This is a genomic window from Bartonella sp. AR 15-3 (assembly GCF_002022445.1).
Taxonomy (GTDB): Bacteria; Pseudomonadota; Alphaproteobacteria; order Rhizobiales; family Rhizobiaceae; genus Bartonella.
Window position 1 is genome coordinate 840,110 of the sequence record NZ_MUYE01000001.1, and the last position, 22,483, is coordinate 862,592.

The following is a 22,483-nucleotide window of genomic DNA, read 5'->3' on the forward strand; positions in this document are numbered from 1 at the left end:
AATTATCTCTATTGGGAAAATTTTTCAGCACGTGCTTTTTGCAAAGCTTCAAAATCATCTCCCGCATGGTGAGATGAACGTGTCAAAGGGTGAGAAGCCATATGTAAAAAACCCTTTACTTTGCCAATTTTGGCAAATGACTCAAACTCTTCAGGATTTACAAAACGAATGATAGGATGATGTTTTCGCGTAGGCTGCAAATATTGCCCAATCGTCATAAAATCAACATCTGCAGAACGCAAATCATCCATCAGTTGAAGAATTTCATTCCGTTCTTCCCCAAGCCCAACCATAATTCCTGATTTTGTGAAGATTGTTGGATCAAGTTCTTTAACGCGTTGTAATAACCGAATCGAATGAAAATAGCGTGCTCCTGGACGTACCTTCAAATATTTTGATGGCACTGTTTCCAAATTATGATTAAAAACATCAGGCTTAGCAGCAACAACAATTTCCAATGCACCATCCTTATTACGAAAATCAGGCGTTAATACTTCAATTGTTGTCGTTGGAGCTTTCTGGCGAATAGCGTAAATAACTTTGGCAAAATGCCGTGCACCACCATCAGAAAGGTCATCACGATCAACAGATGTAATAACAACATGCTTCAATTCCATCTGCACAACAGCATCGGCTACGCGTTCTGGCTCATTATTATCAACTGCAAATGGAATACCTGTTGCAACATTACAAAAAGCACAAGCTCGTGTACATATTTCACCTAAAATCATAAAGCTGGCATGTCGTTTACTCCAACATTCGCCAATATTGGGACAACCTGCTTCCTCACATACGGTAACTAATTTATTGGTACGCACCACATTATAGGTTTCCTTATATATTGGCGACACTGGTGCTTTTACACGAATCCAATTCGGTTTTTTCTGAATACTTGTATCAGGAAGATGCGCCTTTTCAGGATGCCGCATACGTCTACTCGTAACTTTATCAAGCACCGTAACCATTCAAGACCTCTGTCTTTTAGATATAAAACGTTGATAAAAATCACATAATCCAGATTTGCATATAACCTAATCATTAAGCATTTAAAACCTGATCATAAGCATCTAACACACTCTCTTTCATCATTTCTGATAATGTCGGATGTGGAAAAATAGTGTGCATTAATTCTTCTTCTGTTGTCTCAAGATTCATAGCAATAACAAAACCTTGAATGAGCTCTGTCACTTCTGCTCCTACCATATGCGCACCAAGAAGCTGTCCTGTTTTTCTATCAAAAATAGTTTTAACTAATCCTTGATCTTCTCCTAAAGCAATTGCCTTACCATTCGCTGAAAAAAAGTAGCGACCAATACGTATATCATAACCTGCTTCTTTTGCCGCCATTTCTGAAAGTCCTACAGAAGCAACTTGTGGCGTACAATATGTGCATCCTGGAATTTTCGTTTTATCAAGAGAATGAGCACTCTTCAAACCAGCAATATGTTCAATACATATTACACCTTCTTCCTCTGCCTTGTGGGCCAACATAGGAGGACCAGCAACGTCACCAATAGCGTAAATTCCTTTCACTCCTGTCCGACTCCATTCATCAGTAATAATGCATCCACGATCAGTTTTGATACCTAATGCTTCTAATCCAAGATTTTCAATATTACCTTGAACCCCAACGGCTGAAATCAATCGATCAACTATTACTGTTTCTATCTTACCCTTAACATCAATATGCGTTGTAACAAAATCAGCAGTTTTTTCAACTTTGATCACTTTTGCTTCAGTAAGAATACGTATACCCTTTTTCTCTAGCTGTTTACGAGCGAATGTTGAAATTTCAATATCTTCAACCGGCATAATTTGAGGCATCATTTCAACAACAGTTACCTCAGCACCCATATCATGATAAAAAGAAGCGAATTCAATACCTATCGCTCCAGATCCCATCACTAAAAGAGATTTTGGCATAGCAGGAGGAACCATAGCTTCAAAATAAGTCCAAATGAGTTTTCCATCTGGTTTAATATCAGGAAGAACACGAGGACGTGCACCAGTAGCAATAATTACATGCCTTGCCTGATAAGCTCCTTCCCCTAATACCTCTTTAGGAACTGGATTTTGTGGCTGCATAACTTTTTTTGATGATGCAGAAACCATAATTTCTACAGGCTGATTACCTTTAGCTGCCTTTGTTAGTTTCGCTTCACCCCAAATAATATCAATTTTGTTTTTTTTCAATAAAAAACCAACACCAGCATTTAAACGCGCCGAAACCCCGCGAGAACGTAGTACAACATCTTTAATATCGACTTCTATGGAACCATTAAGCTTTAATCCATAATCTTTTGCATGCTCAGCAAAATGTTTTATTTCTGCTGAACGTAAGAGTGCTTTTGTTGGGATACACCCCCAATTTAAACAGATCCCGCCTAAATGCTCACGTTCAACAATTGCAGTCTTAAAACCACATTGTGCCGCACGAATCGCAGTTACATATCCACCTGGTCCTGAACCAATCACAATCACATCATAAAGACCTGCCACAATAATCCCTCCATGGATATATGCAAAAATGGATATGTATTATCCAAACTTTAAACTGAAAATTAATAGACAAACTTCTTTCATGTATACCGTTTCAAATACTATAGAAAAACTTTATTAAATCAAAAGAGATTATAAACCATCATATCAAATTATTGAGATCCATCTCTTTCAGTACATTCTTCCACACTCTTAAGCACATGAGCACAATATTTAAAAATAATTTAAATTAACATCGTTAATGGATTTTCAATTACCTTCTTAAAAGTCTGAGCAACTTCTGCCGCTAGTGCTCCATCAATAGCGCGATGATCAACTGAAAGAGTAACTGACATAACTGTTGCTATTGCTAATGCACCATCCTTAACAATAGCACGCTTCTCGCCTGAACCAATTGCAAAAATCGTTGCATGCGGCGGATTAATAATAGCAGAAAAATTTTTTATACCGTACATCCCCATATTTGATACAGCTGTTGTCCCTCCTTGGTATTCTTCCATTTTCAATTTACGTTCACGAGCACGCGTTGCAAGATCTTTCATTTCATTAGAAATGATTGACAAAGATTTCTCTTCTGCACAGCGAATAATCGGTACCATTAACCCATTCGGAACAGAAACAGCAACACCAACATCACAGTGTTTGTGATACAGCATTCCATCCTCAAGCCATGATACATTAGCATCAGGTACAGCTTTCAAAGAAAGCGCTACAGCTTTAATAATCATATCATTGACGGATAGCTTATAAGCAGCTTTCATACCTTCTTGCATCTCAACCATTGGAACAACAGCGTTTAATTGCGTACGTAATTCCAATAACGCATCTAATTCGCAATCTATAGTTACGTAAAAATGTGGTACCATCTGCTTTGATGCAACTAAACGCTTAGCAATTGTTTTACGCATATTATCATGAGGTGTGAATGTATATTCACTCTCTTTAAACAATTGTAAAATTTGTCTATCAGAAGTGCCTGAAGATATCGACTGATCGATATGCAATGAATGAGAACTTGCAATACCATTATTCAGAGCTTTCTCCACATCGCGTTTAATGATACGCCCATGAGGACCAGTGCCAGAAATAAGTAATAAATCGATTCCCATCTGAGCTGCCAATCGTCTCGCTAAAGGAGATGCAAAAAGACGTCTATTATCCACATTTTGTCGTACTAATTGCTGATTTGTTGATGAATGAGCAGCTTGCACACTTACTGATTCCACCGATTGTTTAATATTTGGTTCTTTCACTACAACAGAAGAAGTTTCTTCTGCAATTTTTGCAGCTTCAAATAGATCCTCACCTTCTTCTGCTAAAATAACAATCAGGCTATTGACTTTAACTCTCTGTGTTCCAGCAGGTACAACAATTTTAGCAACCGTTCCTTCATCAATAGCTTCTACTTCCATTGTTGCTTTATCTGTTTCAATTTCAGCAATAATATCACCGCATGCAACCTTATCACCTTCTTTGATATTCCACTTTGATAAATTTCCTTCTTCCATTGTAGGAGAAAGCGCAGGCATCGTAATCTTAATAGGCATAGTGTTCTCCTCAATTATGCTTTATAAGTTACAGCCTTAACGGCTTCGACAATTTCAGCAATATTTGGCAAAGCCAATTTTTCAAGATTTGCTGCATAAGGCATAGGTACATCCTTTCCAGCAATTGTAGCAATTGGTGCATCAAGATAATCAAAAGCCTGTTGCATAACACGTGTTGCTATTTCAGTGCCAACAGATGACTGAGGATAGCCTTCTTCAATTGTTACCAAACGACCTGTATTTTTAACTGAAGCAATAATTGTTGGTAAATCCATTGGACGAATAGTTCGTAAATCAATTAATTCAGCATCAATGCCAAGCTTTTCAATTTCCGGCAATGCTTGAAGCGCATAATGCATTCCAATTCCAAAAGAAACAATTGTTACATCCTTACCAGATTTATGGATCCGCGCTTTGCCAATAGGCAAAATGAAATCATCCATCTTTGGCACTTCAAACTGATGACCATAAAGAATTTCGTTTTCTAAGAAAATAACAGGATTGTCATCACGAATAGCAGCCTTAAGCAAACCCTTAGCATCTGCTGCATTATAAGGCATAATAACCTTAAGGCCTGGCACATGACTATACCATGCAGCATAACACTGCGAATGTTGTGCACCAACACGCGCAGCAGCGCCATTGGGACCACGAAAAACCATAGGAGTAGACATTTGTCCACCAGACATATAACGAGTTTTTGCCGCTGAGTTGATAATTTGATCTATCGCCTGCATAGCAAAGTTAAATGTCATAAACTCAACAATAGGACGCAAGCCTCCGAATGCAGCACCAACAGCCAACCCTGCAAAACCGTGCTCTGTAATAGGTGTATCAACAACTCGGCGTGCACCAAATTCCTCTAATAAACCTTGACTAACTTTATAGGCCCCCTGATATTGGGCTACTTCTTCTCCCATTAAGAAAACTGTCTCATCGCGCCTCATTTCTTCAGCCATAGCCTGATTAAGGGCTTCACGCACTGTCATCATAATCATTTCGGTGTTTCCAGGAATATCAGGATCAGAAGCGATTTCAAAAATAGGTTGTACAGGGACTGATAGCATAGTAGCAGCCTCTCCTCCTTGTGATTTTAAAGTTTGTGAAATATTTTCAGCACTTTCACCTTCTTCTAATAATACTGCAATAACAGTATTCACTTTAACATTTTCAGTACCTTCAGCTACAAAAATCCTACCAACAATACCCTCATCAATAGCTTCCACTTCCATTATTGCTTTATCCGTTTCAATTTCAGCAACTACATCACCAGAGCTAACTTTATCACCTTCTTTCTTAAGCCATTTAGATAGCTTACCTTCTTCCATTGTTGGCGAAAGTGCCGGCATTAGAATATCAATGGGCATACTTGCTTCCCCTGTTTTAAACTAAAATATCAGTATAGAGTTCAGAAGAATCTGGCTCTGGGTCATTTTGTGCAAAATCCGCTGCATCAGCTACGATTGCACGTACTTCTTTATCAATAAATTTTAAATCATCCTCACTTGCCCAACCTTGTTTAATCAAACGACTTTTTACTTGATTAATCGGATCTTGCTCAGATTTTATTTTTTCTACCTCTTCTTTTGATCGATATTTCGCTGGATCAGACATAGAATGGCCACGATAGCGATAAGTCTGCATATCAAGAATAATTGGTCCTTTACCCGAACGGGCCCAAATAATTGCTTCATCAGCAGCCCCCTTCACTGCACGAACGTCCATACCATCAACGGCAATGCCTGGAATCTCAAAAGAAAGACCCCGGCGAGAAAAATCAGTTTCTGCAGATGCACGAGAAACTGATGTTCCCATAGCATACTGATTATTCTCAATAATATAAATAACAGGGAGTTTCCAAAGCGAAGCCATGTTAAAACTCTCATAAACCTGTCCTTGATTTGCGGCTCCATCACCAAAATAAACTAACGTTACATTATCTTTACCAAGATACTGATTCGCAAATGCCAAACCTGAGCCAATTGGAACCTGCGCACCAACAATACCATGTCCCCCATAAAAATTTTTTTCCTTAGAAAACATATGCATCGAGCCCCCCTTCCCTTTGGAAAAACCACCTTGACGCCCCGTTAATTCGGCCATCACACCACGTGGACTCATACCAGCAGCTAACATATGACCATGATCACGATAAGATGTGATAATTTGATCACCTACTTTTGTTGCTTTTAATGTACCAGTAACAACAGCTTCTTGTCCGATATAAAGGTGACAAAAGCCACCAATCAAGCCCATACCATACAGTTGTCCCGCTTTTTCTTCAAAACGCCGAATCAAAAGCATTTCACGATAAGCATCAATTTCTTCTTCTTTGGTGAAATTAGCTATCTTTGCCGTTTTAGTGGTATCTGATGATGCAGCATACACTGTCGACATAGAATTTTTTTTAGCCCGTCCTACCATACTTTAAACTCCCTTCGATGATTATTAGAAATAACCTCTACGAATAAAAGTTACAAGCATTATAAATCAGTTCAACTATACTATAGTAACTGTTTAAATATCTTTTTAAACTTAATTAATTTTTAGTTCATTCAGATCAGTAGGAGAAATTAAAATTGTTAGCTCATTCGACTTGGAAAAGTTTAAATTTTTCCGCACATACTCATCGAGCATATCCTTCTCAATATGCCCATCACGTAAAAGAGAAATACGCTTTTCAATAGATATCCGCTCAGTTTTTATTTGATGAAGTTCTTCTTTTAACTCAATGATATGTTGATTAATTTTGCTACGTGAATAAAGTCCATATTTTCCATGATAAATATGATAACTAAAATAACTCAACACTCCCACTGTTACCAGTGGTAATATAAAGCGCGCTTTTATTGATCTCTGTTTTTGTTTTGTCCACATACAGCATAGTCTTTTTAATATTTGTTTCAACTATGCATTACTTTAATTAACACCTCATTACCAAAACAACCATATACAAGTGATCTATTGCTATTTTTAAGCTATCTTGCCATAATAAAGCTCTTTAATGTGTAATTTTGTCCCCATTTTTGTCAGTAAAGCTTTCTGCTAAAATAAAGACAAAATCAATAATTGCCCAAACCGCAGTAACTATTAACCCTACGACTGATAAAGAAAGAATAAGCACTACAATACCAGTCCCAACTTTACCAATATAAAGCGACGAGTACCAAATATACCAGTAAACCAACAAATAAGTGCAAGCATCAATTTTAATTGTTTTATTTCCTTTTTTAAAATCGGAAATACAGACTTAACAACTCCAGCTTCACATACAAAATAAAGATAGTCACCAATTGCTAGTGAACTTTTTCCTAAGCAATCCCAAATTGCAAATTGATAAGGCTTACCATCATCACCTGATATAAGATAAACGCCCTGTTCTTGGCTAATAACTATACCCCTTATTCTTACCTCTCAAAAAAAATCGGGACATTAAAACGCTATGCATAAATACTTAATTTATCAGTGTAAATTATATTTAAAATACAATGTTTTTCTATCTTTCTACTAAAAGCCATTAATAATAAAATTACCTGAATAACGAGCCTGTGTTCCTAGCATTTCTTCAATACGAATAAGCTGATTATATTTCGCCAATCTATCCGAACGCGCCAATGAACCTGTCTTAATTTGTCCACAGTTAGTCGCAACTGCAAGATCCGCAATCAGAGAATCCTCTGTGTCACCCGAACGATGAGAAATAATAGCACGATAGCCTGCTTTATGGGCTATTTCTATAGCATCAAGTGTCTCACTTAGAGTCCCAATCTGATTCACTTTAATAAGAATAGAATTAGCCGCACCCATTTTGATACCATTCCGTAAACGTGCTGAATTTGTAGCAAACAGATCATCACCAACCAACTGACATTTTTTACCAATCGAATCGGTCAGCAACTTCCAACCCTCCCAGTCATCTTCAGCCATCCCATCTTCAATTGTAATAATAGGGTAAGTATCAACAAGTTGAGTCAAATACTTTATCTGTTCTTGTGTATTACGATATTTACTCTCACCTGTGTAAAAATATGAACCATCTTTATAAAACTCTGTTGAAGCACAATCTAAACCAATAGCAATTTGTTCACCCGGTTTATATCCACATGATATTATAGAATCTACAATAAAGTCAATTACTTGACTAGAATTCCTAAGATGTGGTGCGAAGCCACCTTCATCGCCAACATTGGTATTATAGCCTGCATTTTGCAAATGTTTTTTTAACATATGAAAAACTTCAGCACCATAACGAACTGCTTCTTTCAGTGTAGGTGCCCCAATTGGAATAATCATAAATTCTTGAAAATCGATTGGATTATCAGCATGAACACCCCCATTCATAATATTCATCATTGGAGTGGGAAGAACATGTGCTTGCGTACCACCAATATAACGATACAAGGGTAAGTTTAATGATTCTGCTGCGGCTTTTGCAACTGCCAATGAAACACCAAGAATAGCATTAGCACCAAGACGGGCTTTATTAGGCGTTCCATCTAAAGCAATCATTGTTTGATCAATTGCTCTTTGGTTTCTTGCATCTTGTCCGATAAGGGCCTCAAAAATTTCACCATTAACTGCAGCAATAGCATTTTCAACACCTTTACCTTGATAACGTAGACCACCATCACGAAGTTCTACAGCTTCATGCGAACCCCTCGATGCTCCTGAAGGAACAATAGCACGACCAAAAGCTCCATCTTCTAAATGAACATCAACTTCTACAGTTGGATTACCGCGACTATCAAGAACCTCACGCCCAATAATACCTACAATTACAGTCATACGAGACCTCTCATTCAACGAAAATCTTTATTAACTTTATCCACAAATACCATAGTGCAAAATACTTCCTATGCTCGATATTTAATTTGTTCTTTTTGCTAAACGATCAAAATCTATCAAAATTTCAAGTAACCTATATAAATTATCAATTTTGATCATATTCAAACCATCAGAGGGCGCGTTATCTGGATCTTGATGTGTTTCCAAAAAAATACCGGCTACTCCAATAGAAACGGCAGCACGTGCTAATACTTCGACAAACTGACGTTGTCCACCAGATGAACTCCCTCTGCCACCTGGTTCCTGCACAGAATGCGTAGCATCAAAAATAACAGGAACACCAAATGAACGCATAATTGGCAATGAACGCATATCAGAAACTAGATGATTATAACCAAATGAAGTGCCTCGCTCACAAAGCATAACGTTAGGATTACCACTTTTAGTCACCTTTTCTAAGACATTTTCCATATCCCAAGGAGCTAAAAATTGTCCCTTTTTAATATTAATAACACATCCTGTTCTAGCTGCTGAAACTAAAAGATCTGTTTGACGGCATAAAAAAGCTGGTATTTGTAAAACATCTACAACTGAAGCAACTCTCATACATTGCTCTTCTGTATGCACATCAGTCAAAACTGGACATCCAAATTCCTTTTTAAGATCAGAAAAAATAGCTATTGCTTTCTCAAGACCAATACCACGTGTCGCATTTAAAGATGTTCTATTGGCTTTATCGTAACTAGATTTATAAACAAAGCCAATACCAAGCTGATCAGTAATTGTTTTAATCCGTCCTGCCATTTCAAAAGCATGATCTCGACTCTCCATTTGACAAGGACCTGCAATTAAAGAAAGCGGTGCCTCATTTGAAAAAACAACATTTCCAACTTTAACAGTGATGTCTGATTTAAACATTTCATTCCTCGAAAGTAAGCAAATAAATTTATAAACTATCCTAACTTACTTTGCTTTATAGTAGCTTTAATAAAAGAAGAAAAAAGTGGATGAGGATCAAATGGACGCGATTTTAATTCTGGATGATATTGAACACCTATAAACCATGGATGATCTAGATATTCTACTGTTTCTGGCAGCATGCCATCTAACGACATACCAGAAAAAATTAATCCACATTGCTCTAGTCTATCTTTATAATGAATATTCACCTCATAACGGTGACGATGCCGCTCGTAAATCTTTGTAGCACCATAAATTTTTGAAATATGGCTACCTTTTTTTAATTCAGCCACAAAAGAACCAAGACGCATCGTGCCACCAAGATTTCCAAATGCAGTGCGCTTTTCAAAAACATCCCCCTTAAACCATTCGGTCATTAAACCCACAACTGCATCTTCTGTGTTGCAAAATTCACTCGATGAAGCATTTTTAATATTTGCAACATTGCGTGCAACCTCAATACAGGCTAATTGCATACCCAAGCAAATACCTAAAAAGGGAATCTTATTTTCTCGTGCGAATCGAATCGCTTCGATTTTACCCTCTGCACCACGCGCGCCAAAAGCTCCAGGAACTAAAACCCCATGAACTTTTTTTAAATAAGATATGGGATCTTCTTTTTCAAAAAGCTCTGCTTCAATCCATTCAACATTAACCCTTACTTTATTTGCTACCCCACCATGCACAATCGCCTCGATAAGAGATTTATAAGCATCTTTAAAACCAATATATTTTCCAACAATCGCAATTGTAACTTCTCCTTCAGGATGATGAATCCGATATGTAATATCTTCCCAACAATCCATTTTTGGTTCAGGAGCACAATCAATTCCAAAAGTAGAAAGAACTTGCGAATCTAAGCCTTCTTTATGATATGCCATAGGCACATCATAAATCGTTGAAACATCTAATGCCTGAATAACTGCACTTGGACGAACATTACAAAAAAGCGATAACTTGTGCCGTTCTGCTTCTGGAATAGATCGATCTGTACGCACTAAAAGAATGTCAGGAGCAATACCAATTGCTCGTAACTCTTTAACAGAGTGTTGTGTCGGCTTTGTCTTTAATTCTCCTGAAGAAGAAATATAGGGCATTAATGTAAGGTGCACATAAATAGCACTTTGCTTTGGCAATTCATTATGCAGCTGACGAATTGCTTCAAGAAAAGGCATAGCCTCAATATCACCAACGGTTCCACCTATTTCACACAAAATAAAATCAAACTCTTCATTACCCGTAGTAATGAATTTCTTAATTTCATCTGTAACATGTGGAATAACCTGAACAGTTGCCCCTAAATAATCACCACGCCGTTCTCGTTCAATGATATTGCGATAAATACGCCCCGTCGTAATATTATCTTGGCTATTCGTAGAACAACCAGTAAAACGCTCATAATGGCCAAGATCAAGATCTGCTTCTGTACCGTCATCAGTAACAAATACTTCACCATGTTGATAAGGCGACATTGTCCCTGGGTCAACATTCAAATAAGGATCAAGTTTTCGGATCCGTACGTGATAACCACGAGCCCGAAGTAATGCCGCTAAAGCTGCCGCAGCAATGCCTTTTCCAAGAGAAGAAACCACACCACCAGTAATAAAAATATAACGTGCCATGGGATCGTGATGATAAATAATCCATGATGATTTTTCTAGTAAAAAATTAAAAAAACAATCTTTATTTCACAAAACAAAAGTGCGGAAAACAATACTTCATAATGATCTATACTAATTTATATAAAACCACTTAGGCTTATTATTTAGAAATCGGATTACCCACTGGTGGAGGAAGTGGATCTTCATTTTTAGGTACAGCTGAACCATTTTGTTGTTGAGAAGATCCAGGAATACTACCCAATTGATCAATAATAGAAGGCTGAGCTTCATCCCCAACTGATGGTGTACTCTCTGACGTATTCTCTTTTATTGAATTTTGTTCCGAGTTAATTGGAATACGATTGAGAATATCAGAACCAGAATTTGATAAATTTCCAATCACAATAAGGCCAATTGATATTGCGAAAAAACAAATTGCTAAAAGAGTCGTCAAGCGCGTCAATGCGCTTTTGGTACCACGGGTATTTATAAAGCCTGAACTACCACCAAATCCACCGCCTTCCGAAGGCTGGAGTAACACAACACCGACCAAAGCGATAACAACCAAAAAATGAATAACAATTAGTACTGTTTGCATAAATTTTGCTCTTTATAATTACTCACAACTACCTACACATAAATTAAATATAATCCAAGAGGTAATTATGATTTACTCCTTATAATCTACGATAAACATCGCAAATATTTAAAAAATCAACTGCTTTCAAACTTGCTCCACCGATCAAAGCACCATTAACATGGGGAATGCTCAAAAGCTCAAATGCATTAGACGACGTTACTGATCCGCCATAAAGCAGGCGTATTTTATACCCATTATCACCAAAGCGAAAGCTAATCTTTTCACGAATAAAACTATGGATCTTCTCAACATCTGTCAAAGTAGGAATTTTCCCCGTACCTATAGCCCACACCGGCTCATAAGCGATAACTGTATTCTTTCCTGTTGAACCATCTGGCAAAGAATCTTCAAGCTGCTGTTTGATGACATCAAATACCTTACCATCTTCACGTTCCTCTAACGTCTCACCAACACAAACAAGAGAAACAAGACCTTCTCGCCATGCAGCTTTTACTTTAGCACAAACAACAGCATCATTTTCATGATAGGCTATACGACGCTCTGAATGTCCAATAATAACATACCTAGCTCCAGCCTCTTTAAGCATAAATGCTGAAACATCTCCAGTATAAGGGCCATTCCTGTCAAAATGGCAATTTTGTCCTCCTAAAAAAAGCTTTTCATCATGTAATATATCAGAAGCACGTGACAAAAGTGTCGCTGGAACACAAATAAGTGCCTCAAACAAACGACCCAAATCAGAGCTAACACCAGCAGCAATAGCCCGCAGCTCTCCAAGAGATTCGCCTGTTCCATTCATTTTCCAATTTCCAGCAATCAAAGGTTGGAGATCCGAAACCATATTTTCACCTCAAAGGCCATCTTAATATATTTTTTGCGTTAAGTATCAAATTATACAACAAAAGCAAGTCTTTAAGCTTGCATCTTCTTCATCTTTATTGCAAATTCTATCACTGTTAATAATCAATATACCCAATTGTAGGATTAATAGAATAATGCTTGAGACCATAAGAAACGCTGTAAATTCTTGGGTTGCCAAGATTTTTCTTACCACTTTGCTTTTATGCTTTATATTTCTATGGGGTGTACCACAATTACATATAATGAATGAAAAGGAGCTTCTTACTTCTGGGAAATCTACAATAACTATTGATAATTATCGTCTCGCACTTGCTGATCAAAGTTTACGTTTAGCCATTACTTCTCATCTTGGACGAATGTTTACACCAGATGAAATACAGAGATATAAAATTCCCGTTTTTGTGCTAAATCAGTTGCAACAGGATGTCCTTTTTGATGAACAAGCGCGTAAAATGAAAATTAATCTTTCAAAAGATATGCTAGCCCGAATCATTAGTAACGATAATATTTTTCAACGTAATAGAGCCTTTAATCGCGATTTATTTCTCAACTATCTCCAACGATTACATACTAACGAAAGGAATTTCTTAAACTATTATACAAAAAAAGAAAAACGTAAGCAGCTTATTTTAGCTTCATTATCTGGTATGAAAGCACCAAATATTTTCTACAAAGCACTTGCTACTTATCACGAAGAAAAACGCATCGCTGATTATCTCGTTATAGATCTAAAAAAAGAGGAAAAAGTTGCTGATCCTAATCAAGAGATATTAGAAAAATGGTTTAATACCCACAAGAAAAAATTTCGTGCTCCAGAATATCGTACTGTCTCTTTATTATCTATAACATCAGAAGAATTTTTAAAACCACAAGACGTCTCAGTAAATGAAATACAGACTTATTATACTCAAAATGCTTCGCGTTTTATTATTCCTGAAAAACGTACAATTGAAGAACTACGTTTCTCTACACGTGAGGCCGCTGATAATGCAGCAAAAAAAATAGCCGAGGGCTTAAGTTTTGATGCCTTAGTTAAAGAAGAGAAAAAAAAACTCAGTGATATAACGAAAGGACCTCTAGCAGAAAATGAGCTTCCTAATCATTTAGCATCTGAAATTTTTGAGCTCAAAAAAGGGCAAATTAGTGCTGTCATTAATGATTTGCAAGGTCCTGTAATTATTCGCGTCGCACATATTACGCCTTCAACTCAAATTCCCCTTCAAAAGGTAGAAAAGGAGATTCGCCAAATACTTGCCAAAAACTATGCTACAACTCATGTACGTAATAAGTATACAGAAATTGAAAATGCTCGTTTTGAAGGTGCTTCTCTTGCAGAGCTGGCAAAACAGTATAAATTGCCTCTACGCAAAATTACTATTGATAAAACAGGAAAGACAACCGAAGGAATATCACTCACAGACTTACCTCAAAAAGATATTTTATTAAATGCTATTTATCAATCACGTGAAAATATCGATATGGACCCACTTTCTCTTCCAGAAGGAGGATATCTCTGGTATCAAGTAGATACGATTATTCCTGCCCGTGATAGAACACTTTCAGAAGCAAAACAAAACGTCATTATTCAATGGAGAGAGGAAGAAATTCAGCGTCTTCTTGATGAAAAAGCTCAAGATATTCTCAAACAACTAGCTAACGGAAAAAGCCTTGATGCTCTTGCAACAGAGCTTGGTATTATAAAACAAACAACTCCAGCTCTGCGACGCCAAGATTCATCACAAATCTTCGGCGTTGAAGGAGTTAAAGCACTTTTTTATGATCCCCAAGATCATTACGGCGTAGTAAAAGGTGTAAATGCGGAAAATCGTATTATTTATAAAATAACGACATCAATCATACCTGAAGATATTACAGCTCATACTCTTTTACCTGATATACGTACTAATATAGATATGATGATAAGAGAAGATTTAAAATTAGAAATGTTACAAGTTGCAAATAAAGAATATCCTATAGAAATCAATAACTCTAATTACACTCGGATTTTCAATAATTTTCAATAAAGTATAAAATTATAATTTTTTCTTGTCTAAATAAAAATATATATTTGTCTAACCTAATGGTCACATTTATCATAGACTATTGATATAACGTACATCAATCTGATTTTATATAAAGATCTTCAACTAAACCTTCATTCTCCTTGTGAGAATAATTGCTGAATATAAAGAGCAATAACGCCTAGCTAAGCAAAAGATATTATAACTAGTGTAGTTCCTGATATATTTTACCCTTTTTATATTCTTTTTAATTTTCTTGCATAGCTTCCCGATAGATTAATTAGTACTGTACAGTATATTTCAACTGAAAAACTAGTCTGGAGAATCTCCTACTTTTAAAAGCTTGTGCTAAATAAAAGATCACGATAAAATTACACATTATATTAAATAATTAGATATTAATCTTCAAAGTAGCTTCTATACTCAAACTAAGTATATCGAACTGGAAAATACCTCAAAAATGTAGTTTCCATTTACCTCTATAAATTATGTAAAATGAAATTTACTATTAAAGAAAACAACACGCTCTTTTTTAGAAATGATCATAATTTTGTTAAATAACTACCAATCACACAATATTATTGATTACGGTCTCCCTAATCGAAATAACAAACATTATGAGCTTTCCCAAATATTGAGAGATTGGTAAGTATCCAAAATTATACTGCCAATAAAAAGAACAACATAACTTATTACTGAGACTTACTCCCTATTCAAAAAAGTATTAAGTAAAAACATATAGGAAAAAGAAGATAGCTCGAAACTTGTGGAGCAATGGCTCCCACTTTCAATTTAGGAGGACTTTCTCTAATTATTTATCCTTGTATATTAATTAGTGCCCCTTCTTTTCAAGTGCTATTAAAACATCTGATAAACCTAAACTCTTCCTCCTCAGCATGACTTTTTCTTGATTTAATACTAGCAGAACATAATTTATGCTTTTTTGCATTATCATTAGTAATATTATTTTCCTCAAAACTATACTGGATTTACTTACCTTTTTAGAAAAATTTTTTGACTTGATATGTAAATTTTATCTCTTATAGCGTGTAAGACTCCTATTCCCACAAACACAACAAGCAAAATGGTTACTACAATTAGCTTTAACCACTTTAATTTATAAAAGAGGAAATTATAAACTAATATATATGCCTCTTAACCTTCAACTGCTTCATTCATAAATCTGCTATTTTATTTAAGAGGACTTATTCCTTCCTAAAATATTAACAATAAAAAACAAAAAGTATTTTATTGCTTTTTTTAAAATTTTAAGTGTATAAAGATAAAATAATAATCCCAATATAAGCCTATAATATTGATAGTATTTTGAATTTCAAGTACAGAGAATAATGAAAGTAGATGCAGTCAATGACTTAGAAAAAATGATTGAGATAATTGAAAAGCTCCTACAACCAAACAGATATCAGAATACATGGATAGCATGAAAATAGTTTTTTCTATATAAACGAGAATGACATTTATGCATTAGCCCAGAAAAAAACAATTCAAGTTCCAAAGAGTAGTTAGAGTGCTATAGCTAAGTTTCTATTGTTACTCATCCAAATAAAATAATAAAGTCATTATCAGCTCACTGCATTTTTGAATTTATAGGTCATTTAAAATCATTAAAAATGTTTTCTTTTTTACGACTCACTTATATCATGCGTCTATATGAGTAATCGCCTTTTTTAGCGTAATTTAAGCCTTAATAATAAGGAGGTCTTCATAAAAATGGACTATAAACAAAATTTAGCTGAAAATCATCAAAAGAAATTACAACGTGGATTGGGCAATCGTCATGTACAACTCATTGCCATCAGCGGTGCTATTGGAACCGGTCTATTCATGGGTTCAGGAAAAACAATTAGTATTTCTGGTCCTTCAATCATATTAGTTTACGCTATTATCGGTTGTGTTCTTTATTTTGTAATGCGCGCTATGGGAGAATTGCTTCTCTCAAATACAGAATACCAGTCTTTTATTGATTTTTCAGCTCATTTTTTAGGACCAAAGATTGGATTCTTTATCGGCTGGACTTATTGGTTATGTTGGATTGTAACCGGAACAGCAGATATTATTGCAATAACCAATTATGTACAATTTTGGTGGTATGAACTTAATCCATGGATTCCTGTTCTCATTTGTATTGTTTTCTTCTTAATATTTAATCTCATAGCAGTAAAATTATTTGGCGAGCTTGAATTTTGGTTTGGCCTTATTAAAATTATAGCAATTCTAGCATTAATCGTTATTGGATCTTATATGATCTTTATTGGCTTCACTTCTCCATATGGTACCATTTCCTCTCTCCGTAATGTGTGGAATAATGGAGATATTTTTCCTCAAGGTATTGCAGGTTTCTTTGCAGGATTTCAAATTAGCATTTTTTCTTTCGTTGGTATTGAATTAGCTGGAATAACTGCAGCTGAAGTCAAAGAACCAGAAAAAGTCCTCCCAAAAGCGATCAACTCAATTCCTATCCGTATCGTATTTTTTTATATTTTTTCTCTCATTGTAATTATGTCAGTTACACCTTGGAATCAGGTTTCTGCAGATAAAAGTCCATTTGTGGACATGTTTTTGCTAGCTGGTATTCCAACTGCTGCTGGATTAGTTAATTTTATTGTTCTCATATCAGCTGCTTCTTCTGCAAATAGTGGAATCTTTTCTACTAGCCGTATGATATATGGCCTTGCTACTAAACGAGGAGCTCCTAGTTTTTTAGGGAAACTTTCTAAAAATTATGTTCCAGCTAATGCACTATTCTTCTCTTGTTTATGTGTTGTATTAAGCTATACACTTTTGTTATTATCTCCAACAACTATAAGCGCCTTTACAATTATCACCACTATTGCAGCAATTTTATTTATATTTGTATGGTCTATAATTTTAATTAGTTATATGATTTATCGTCGCAACTATCCTGCACAACACATTACTTCTACCTATAAAATGCCGGGAGGCACTTTTATGTGTTGGATTATTCTAGCTTTCTTCGCTTTCATTCTTTTTTTATTAACACTAGAATCCGATACTTTAATAGCTTTAAAATGCACCCCATTGTGGTTTATTTTCTTAGGAATTATGTATTCTATTTTTGGAACAAAAGGCTTTATCAGAGATAAGAAACTTACACATTAAATAGAAGAATAACTTCTTTACTCTTTTATATAATCTATCATTTTGGACTAATTCAATAAAAATTTAATAGCCTTCTTTATCAACTAACATACCAGATTTAAAAGATGGTATCATCTTACGAATTTTTTTACCAACTTCTTCAATGGGATGGACATTATTTAAATGTCGCATACTTTTAAAATGAGTTGCTCCGGTTTTATACTCTTGTATCCAATCTGATGTAAATTTACCTGTCTGAATATCCTTCAAAATACGTTTCATTTCAGCCTTAGTTTCACCAGTAATTATACGTGGACCAGATATATATTCGCCCCATTCAGCTGTATTGGAAATCGAACGATTCATATTGGAAATACCACCTTCATAAAGAAGATCAACAATTAATTTAACTTCATGTAAGCATTCAAAATAAGCCATTTCTGGCGCATAACCTGCTTCTGTCAGCGTTTCAAATCCTGCACGAATAAGCTCAACCAGCCCACCACAAAGCACGACTTGTTCACCAAAAAGATCCGTTTCACATTCTTCTCTAAACGTTGTTTTAATCACACCAGCACGCCCACCGCCAATATTACAAGCATAAGACAATGCTATATCATGAGCCTGTCCTGAACTATCTTGTTCAATTGCAATTAAACAAGGTACACCACTATCACGTCGATATGCACTACGTACCGCATAACCTGGCCCTTTAGGTGCAACCATTACAACATCGATTGTTTTTTTAACTTTAATTAAGTTAAAATGGATATTAAATCCATGAGCAAAAGCAATTGCTGCTCCATCACGTAGATAATCATGAATAAAATCTTTATAAATATCCGCCTGCAATTCATCAGGTGCTGCCATCATAATGAAGTCTGCCCACTTTGCTGCATCAACAACATCAACAACTTCAAAACCCTCTGTTTCAGCTTTTTTAACTGTTTCTGACCCTGATCGCAAAGCAATTTTTAGCTCTTTAACACCAGAATCCTTAAGATTTAAGGCATGTGCACATCCTTGAGAACCATAACCAACAATTGCTACTTTTTTTCTCTTAATTAAATTAACGTCTGCATCACTATCATAATAAACATGCATAACAATACTTCCTTATAACCATATTTAAATTTAAGCTCAGAAATTTTATGGACAACAAGCAATCTCTTCCTCTTAAGTACTTTATATCTCGGAAATAATCACACCATTACTTATAATAAGATGAGGTTTAATAAATTTAAATTTTCATATTGCAAACAACAAATTATAAATTGGAAAAAATTTAAAAGTATATTTAGATCTAAAAATAAAATTTAGTGATAATTTTATAGGAACTAATATATTATGCAAAATAATAAACTATCCTATTCTAGAAATACCTTACCCTCCTTAATATATATTACTATCCATTTTCATTATAAAATGCTCGTCTATTAGCAAATAGCAATAAAATAGTTTTTCATACAACTCTTATAACTGTGTGAGTGAAACTAAGTGAATATCTGAAAGAATTTTCCTTTTAGCAAAACAAGAAGCTACACTTTTGAATGAGCATCTTTAATCACTGCATAAAAAATTTTTGTAGTAAAAATATCTAATAAGATTATCGCAAAAAATACAATCATGTTTTAGCATTCCACAATTCCTTCTTTAACAAAACGTTTATAAAGTATAAAACGAAGTGCATTAGTAACTTTAGATGTAGAGGTAATATTGGGCACATAAACAGCTAACGTAAATGAAAAATTTTTACTATCAAATGCCGTAAAACTGGCCTGTGGCTCAGGATTTTTTAAAACTCCTTCTATTGTTGAAGCAACTTCCAACAATATTTCAACAACACGTTCTGGATCAACGTTAGTTGAAACAGTTAAAGGTACATCAATTCGCCCCATTTTACTAGGACGAGTCCAATTACTCACATTATTATTAATAAGGCTTGAATTGGGAACAATAATTGTTTGTCGCTGAAATGTTTCAAGTTCTGTCGCACGTACACTAATACGTTTTACAATACCGTGCACTGCCCCAGCTTCTATATAATCTCCCAATTTAAACGGCCTCCCAATCAGAATAATAAGGCCAGACACGAAATTCTGGACGATATTCTGCAGACCAAAACCAATACCAAGCGAAAGCCCACCAGCAATAAGTGCAAAATTTCTAACATTGAATCCTGCAATTGATAATCCTACTAAGGCTGATAAAGCAATACCACTATAATTTATGACCGTTTTGATAGAATTACGTACACCAGAATCGAACTCTCCACGCACCATTATCGTACTATCTAACCAACTAATAAATAAGCGGCTAAAAAACAAAAAAATAAAAAAAACGATTATTCCCATGATAATAGAAATCAAAGAAATAGATATATTCCCAATTTGAATATTAGTCATTAATTGCCATAATATTGTTTTCATATCTGAATATGAAAAACCAAACTGCATAACAATTGGTATTGCGCAAAATACAATAACAACCAAATTTAAAAAAATGCTGCTAATAATCCCCAATCGATTCATTGCTTTTTCTTCTAAATGCAACTTTTTCATCAAAGCGCGACCAACACCCGTTCTGATAAGCTCTCCTTCGTTTCCCATAGCACAAGCGCTTCGCATTCCCAGATACATTAACACCAAAAATACACTACAAATCACAATTTGTTGCATAATAAAACGAGCTAAACCAATATAACCTAAGAAATTCATTATAATTAGCAATACTCCAAGTATAATAAGCAAAATACGTATATAAAACAACCAAGATGGAGTTTCCTCTCTTGTACTTTTGTGCTTAAATTGCAAAGGTATAAACGAGATAATAAACAACAAAATTCCTACAAGAGAAACAGCAATAAAGCTTTTTGCAATAATCAAAGAAAAAGACGCTGATATTATTCGATAAATACTATCCAGAACCGCATCCAATGCAAACACTACACCTAAAAGAGTCACACAAATTATCAATTGATATGCAGCCAACGGCGTAACATTTAAAAGACGTATCTTCGGTCTATACGGTAATAAAAGAATGACTGCTGTACGATTGAGTAAAAAGATCAATATAATTTGATGCCCAATTGTATGAAATACGTCTGTAATTATTCCTACATCTACACCAAAACTACGAAATAAAAATAAGGTTAAATAAACATAAATAGCACATACAAAAGAAGGCAGTAAAATTGAAATCAAAACAATCAATAAACGCTGTAGATAAGATACCTCATCATTCTCTTTGAAAACATAAGACTTTACATACGTAATAAATTTACTAGAAAAATATGAAAGACCTAAAGTAACAACAGATGGAATAAAAAAAGCATAAAATAATTGTAAAGGTTTAAAATAAAATACAAATTTCCACCAAGAATCAAATAATAAAATAAATTCAAAAAAGGCCTCTTTTGTTTTTTCAACAACCTCTTGAAGCATTGATATTGAAAATTTAACTTGTTTAAACATATATACAAAAAGTTCTCGAGACTGAGGAATTGTCAGTTTTTCTATCTCATTTGCAGCTAAAAATATTTCCTCCAATTGATGAATTGCTTTATTAATTCTATTTTTTTGCTCTATGATATTTGAGTATTTTTTTCTTTCGCTTTCCAATTTTTTTGGATTATCATCTAATGCAGTCGACTGATCGATAATCTCATTAACTTCATTAAGAGAAGTACGCAAAACAAATACCCCATCTATAGCTCGTTTACTGACATCTCGTGCCTGTAATCTCCATTTTGTTAAAACATGTATATCTTCTGACTTGCTTTCTAAGTTTGTTTGTAAAATTTTAATATTCTGCACAAGAGTCTCAATAACCGTTTCCTGTTGTTGAATAATTCTATCAACTGATTGTGAACCTATTGACGACTGTACGACTGTCGCAGTTGGTGATACTAAATCTCCGCATGCACTAAAACTAGAGAAAACATTGATTAGAAAAACTAAGGAAAAAAGGAAGTTTCTATTTAAAAGTGAAGACATATTTATCTTAAGAATAAGCATTTATTGAGTACTCCCTTAAAATTATGATATGCGATAAACATCTCGTTTTTTATAAAACAAGCTTATAAAAACCTTCTCTCATCCAATAATGCTGATAAGTATAAGTTAAAATCAACAATAGAAAAAAGCACTTAACTGTGTTTTTTTGCATTCACATTGTAAAAAAGAAATTCTTTTTCTTTATAATTTGTCTTTTTTATCCAATTCTAGCATTTTGGATAATATTTGGTTCAAAAACCTATATCTATCTAAACAACTCAATGATTGTAAAATTTAAATAGTGCTCTTTTCTCAAAGAAACAGATATAATCAGTTTCATTATAAAAGTTGTAAATAAAAAATTGCAATATCCTATGAATACCATAACTTAATAGCTGTACTTCTTCAAAATATATTAGTATTGAATGTGTTTTCAATTCTTGCCATAATTTTTCTATATACTTTCAAAGTCTTTAAACGCAAAATTTTTAAA

15 protein-coding genes and 1 pseudogene are annotated in these 22,483 nt (G+C 34.7%); 2 read left to right on the plus strand and 14 right to left on the minus strand.

The window, feature by feature from the left end; translation table 11 throughout:
* Window positions 1-8: 8 nt before the first annotated feature.
* From lipA to tpiA, 12 genes and pseudogenes are all read right to left on the minus strand, one after another.
* The gene (gene lipA / locus BAR153v2_RS03785; RefSeq protein WP_078680380.1) at window positions 9-965 is read right to left on the minus strand and encodes a lipoyl synthase; all 957 of its coding nucleotides are present in this window, start codon (window positions 963-965) and stop codon (window positions 9-11) included.
* A gap of 73 nt (window positions 966-1,038) precedes the next feature.
* Window positions 1,039-2,499: a dihydrolipoyl dehydrogenase gene (gene lpdA, locus BAR153v2_RS03790; RefSeq protein WP_078680381.1), complete on the minus strand. Its 1,461-nt coding sequence runs from the start codon at window positions 2,497-2,499 to the stop codon at window positions 1,039-1,041.
* A 224-nt stretch (window positions 2,500-2,723) separates the two neighbouring features.
* Window positions 2,724-4,046, minus strand: a complete 1,323-nt coding sequence (locus BAR153v2_RS03795; RefSeq protein WP_078680382.1) for a pyruvate dehydrogenase complex dihydrolipoamide acetyltransferase — start codon at window positions 4,044-4,046, stop codon at window positions 2,724-2,726.
* A gap of 14 nt (window positions 4,047-4,060) precedes the next feature.
* Entirely contained in the window at window positions 4,061-5,413 is a 1,353-nt protein-coding gene (locus BAR153v2_RS03800; protein ID WP_078680383.1) for a pyruvate dehydrogenase complex E1 component subunit beta, read from the minus strand.
* 16 nt (window positions 5,414-5,429) lie between these two features.
* Window positions 5,430-6,470, minus strand: a complete 1,041-nt coding sequence (pdhA, locus tag BAR153v2_RS03805) for a pyruvate dehydrogenase (acetyl-transferring) E1 component subunit alpha (protein WP_078680384.1) — start codon at window positions 6,468-6,470, stop codon at window positions 5,430-5,432.
* Between the two features lie 111 nt (window positions 6,471-6,581).
* Window positions 6,582-6,923: a septum formation initiator family protein gene (locus BAR153v2_RS03810; protein ID WP_078680385.1), complete on the minus strand. Its 342-nt coding sequence runs from the start codon at window positions 6,921-6,923 to the stop codon at window positions 6,582-6,584.
* A 124-nt stretch (window positions 6,924-7,047) separates the two neighbouring features.
* Window positions 7,048-7,451: pseudogene (locus BAR153v2_RS03815) on the minus strand (hypothetical protein).
* A gap of 102 nt (window positions 7,452-7,553) precedes the next feature.
* Window positions 7,554-8,831, minus strand: a complete 1,278-nt coding sequence (gene eno / locus BAR153v2_RS03820; protein ID WP_078680386.1) for a phosphopyruvate hydratase — start codon at window positions 8,829-8,831, stop codon at window positions 7,554-7,556.
* Between the two features lie 81 nt (window positions 8,832-8,912).
* A complete protein-coding gene (kdsA, locus tag BAR153v2_RS03825) occupies window positions 8,913-9,749 on the minus strand; it encodes a 3-deoxy-8-phosphooctulonate synthase (protein WP_078680387.1) in 837 nt (278 codons plus the stop codon).
* Between the two features lie 35 nt (window positions 9,750-9,784).
* Window positions 9,785-11,413 carry a CTP synthase gene (locus BAR153v2_RS03830; protein WP_078680388.1) on the minus strand — a complete coding sequence of 543 codons (1,629 nt, stop codon included), beginning with the start codon at window positions 11,411-11,413 and terminating at the stop codon, window positions 9,785-9,787.
* A 139-nt stretch (window positions 11,414-11,552) separates the two neighbouring features.
* On the minus strand, window positions 11,553-11,990 hold the full coding sequence (secG, locus tag BAR153v2_RS03835) for a preprotein translocase subunit SecG (RefSeq protein WP_078680389.1): 438 nt from the start codon (window positions 11,988-11,990) through the stop codon (window positions 11,553-11,555).
* Window positions 11,991-12,069: 79 nt separating this feature from the next.
* Window positions 12,070-12,834, minus strand: a complete 765-nt coding sequence (gene tpiA, locus BAR153v2_RS03840) for a triose-phosphate isomerase (RefSeq protein ID WP_078680390.1) — start codon at window positions 12,832-12,834, stop codon at window positions 12,070-12,072.
* Between the two features lie 154 nt (window positions 12,835-12,988).
* On the opposite strand from tpiA, the gene BAR153v2_RS03845 reads away from it, so the two are divergent.
* The gene (locus tag BAR153v2_RS03845; RefSeq protein WP_078680391.1) at window positions 12,989-14,878 is read left to right on the plus strand and encodes a peptidyl-prolyl cis-trans isomerase; all 1,890 of its coding nucleotides are present in this window, start codon (window positions 12,989-12,991) and stop codon (window positions 14,876-14,878) included.
* A 1,728-nt stretch (window positions 14,879-16,606) separates the two neighbouring features.
* The gene (locus BAR153v2_RS03850; RefSeq protein ID WP_078680392.1) at window positions 16,607-18,016 is read left to right on the plus strand and encodes an amino acid permease; all 1,410 of its coding nucleotides are present in this window, start codon (window positions 16,607-16,609) and stop codon (window positions 18,014-18,016) included.
* A gap of 63 nt (window positions 18,017-18,079) precedes the next feature.
* Here the strand turns inward: BAR153v2_RS03850 and ilvC are convergent, their stop codons facing one another.
* Complete coding sequence (ilvC, locus tag BAR153v2_RS03855; protein ID WP_078680393.1) at window positions 18,080-19,099, minus strand: ketol-acid reductoisomerase; 1,020 nt, start codon at window positions 19,097-19,099, stop codon at window positions 18,080-18,082.
* A gap of 527 nt (window positions 19,100-19,626) precedes the next feature.
* Window positions 19,627-22,011 carry a mechanosensitive ion channel family protein gene (locus BAR153v2_RS03860; protein ID WP_244548625.1) on the minus strand — a complete coding sequence of 795 codons (2,385 nt, stop codon included), beginning with the start codon at window positions 22,009-22,011 and terminating at the stop codon, window positions 19,627-19,629.
* Window positions 22,012-22,483: the final 472 nt, after the last annotated feature.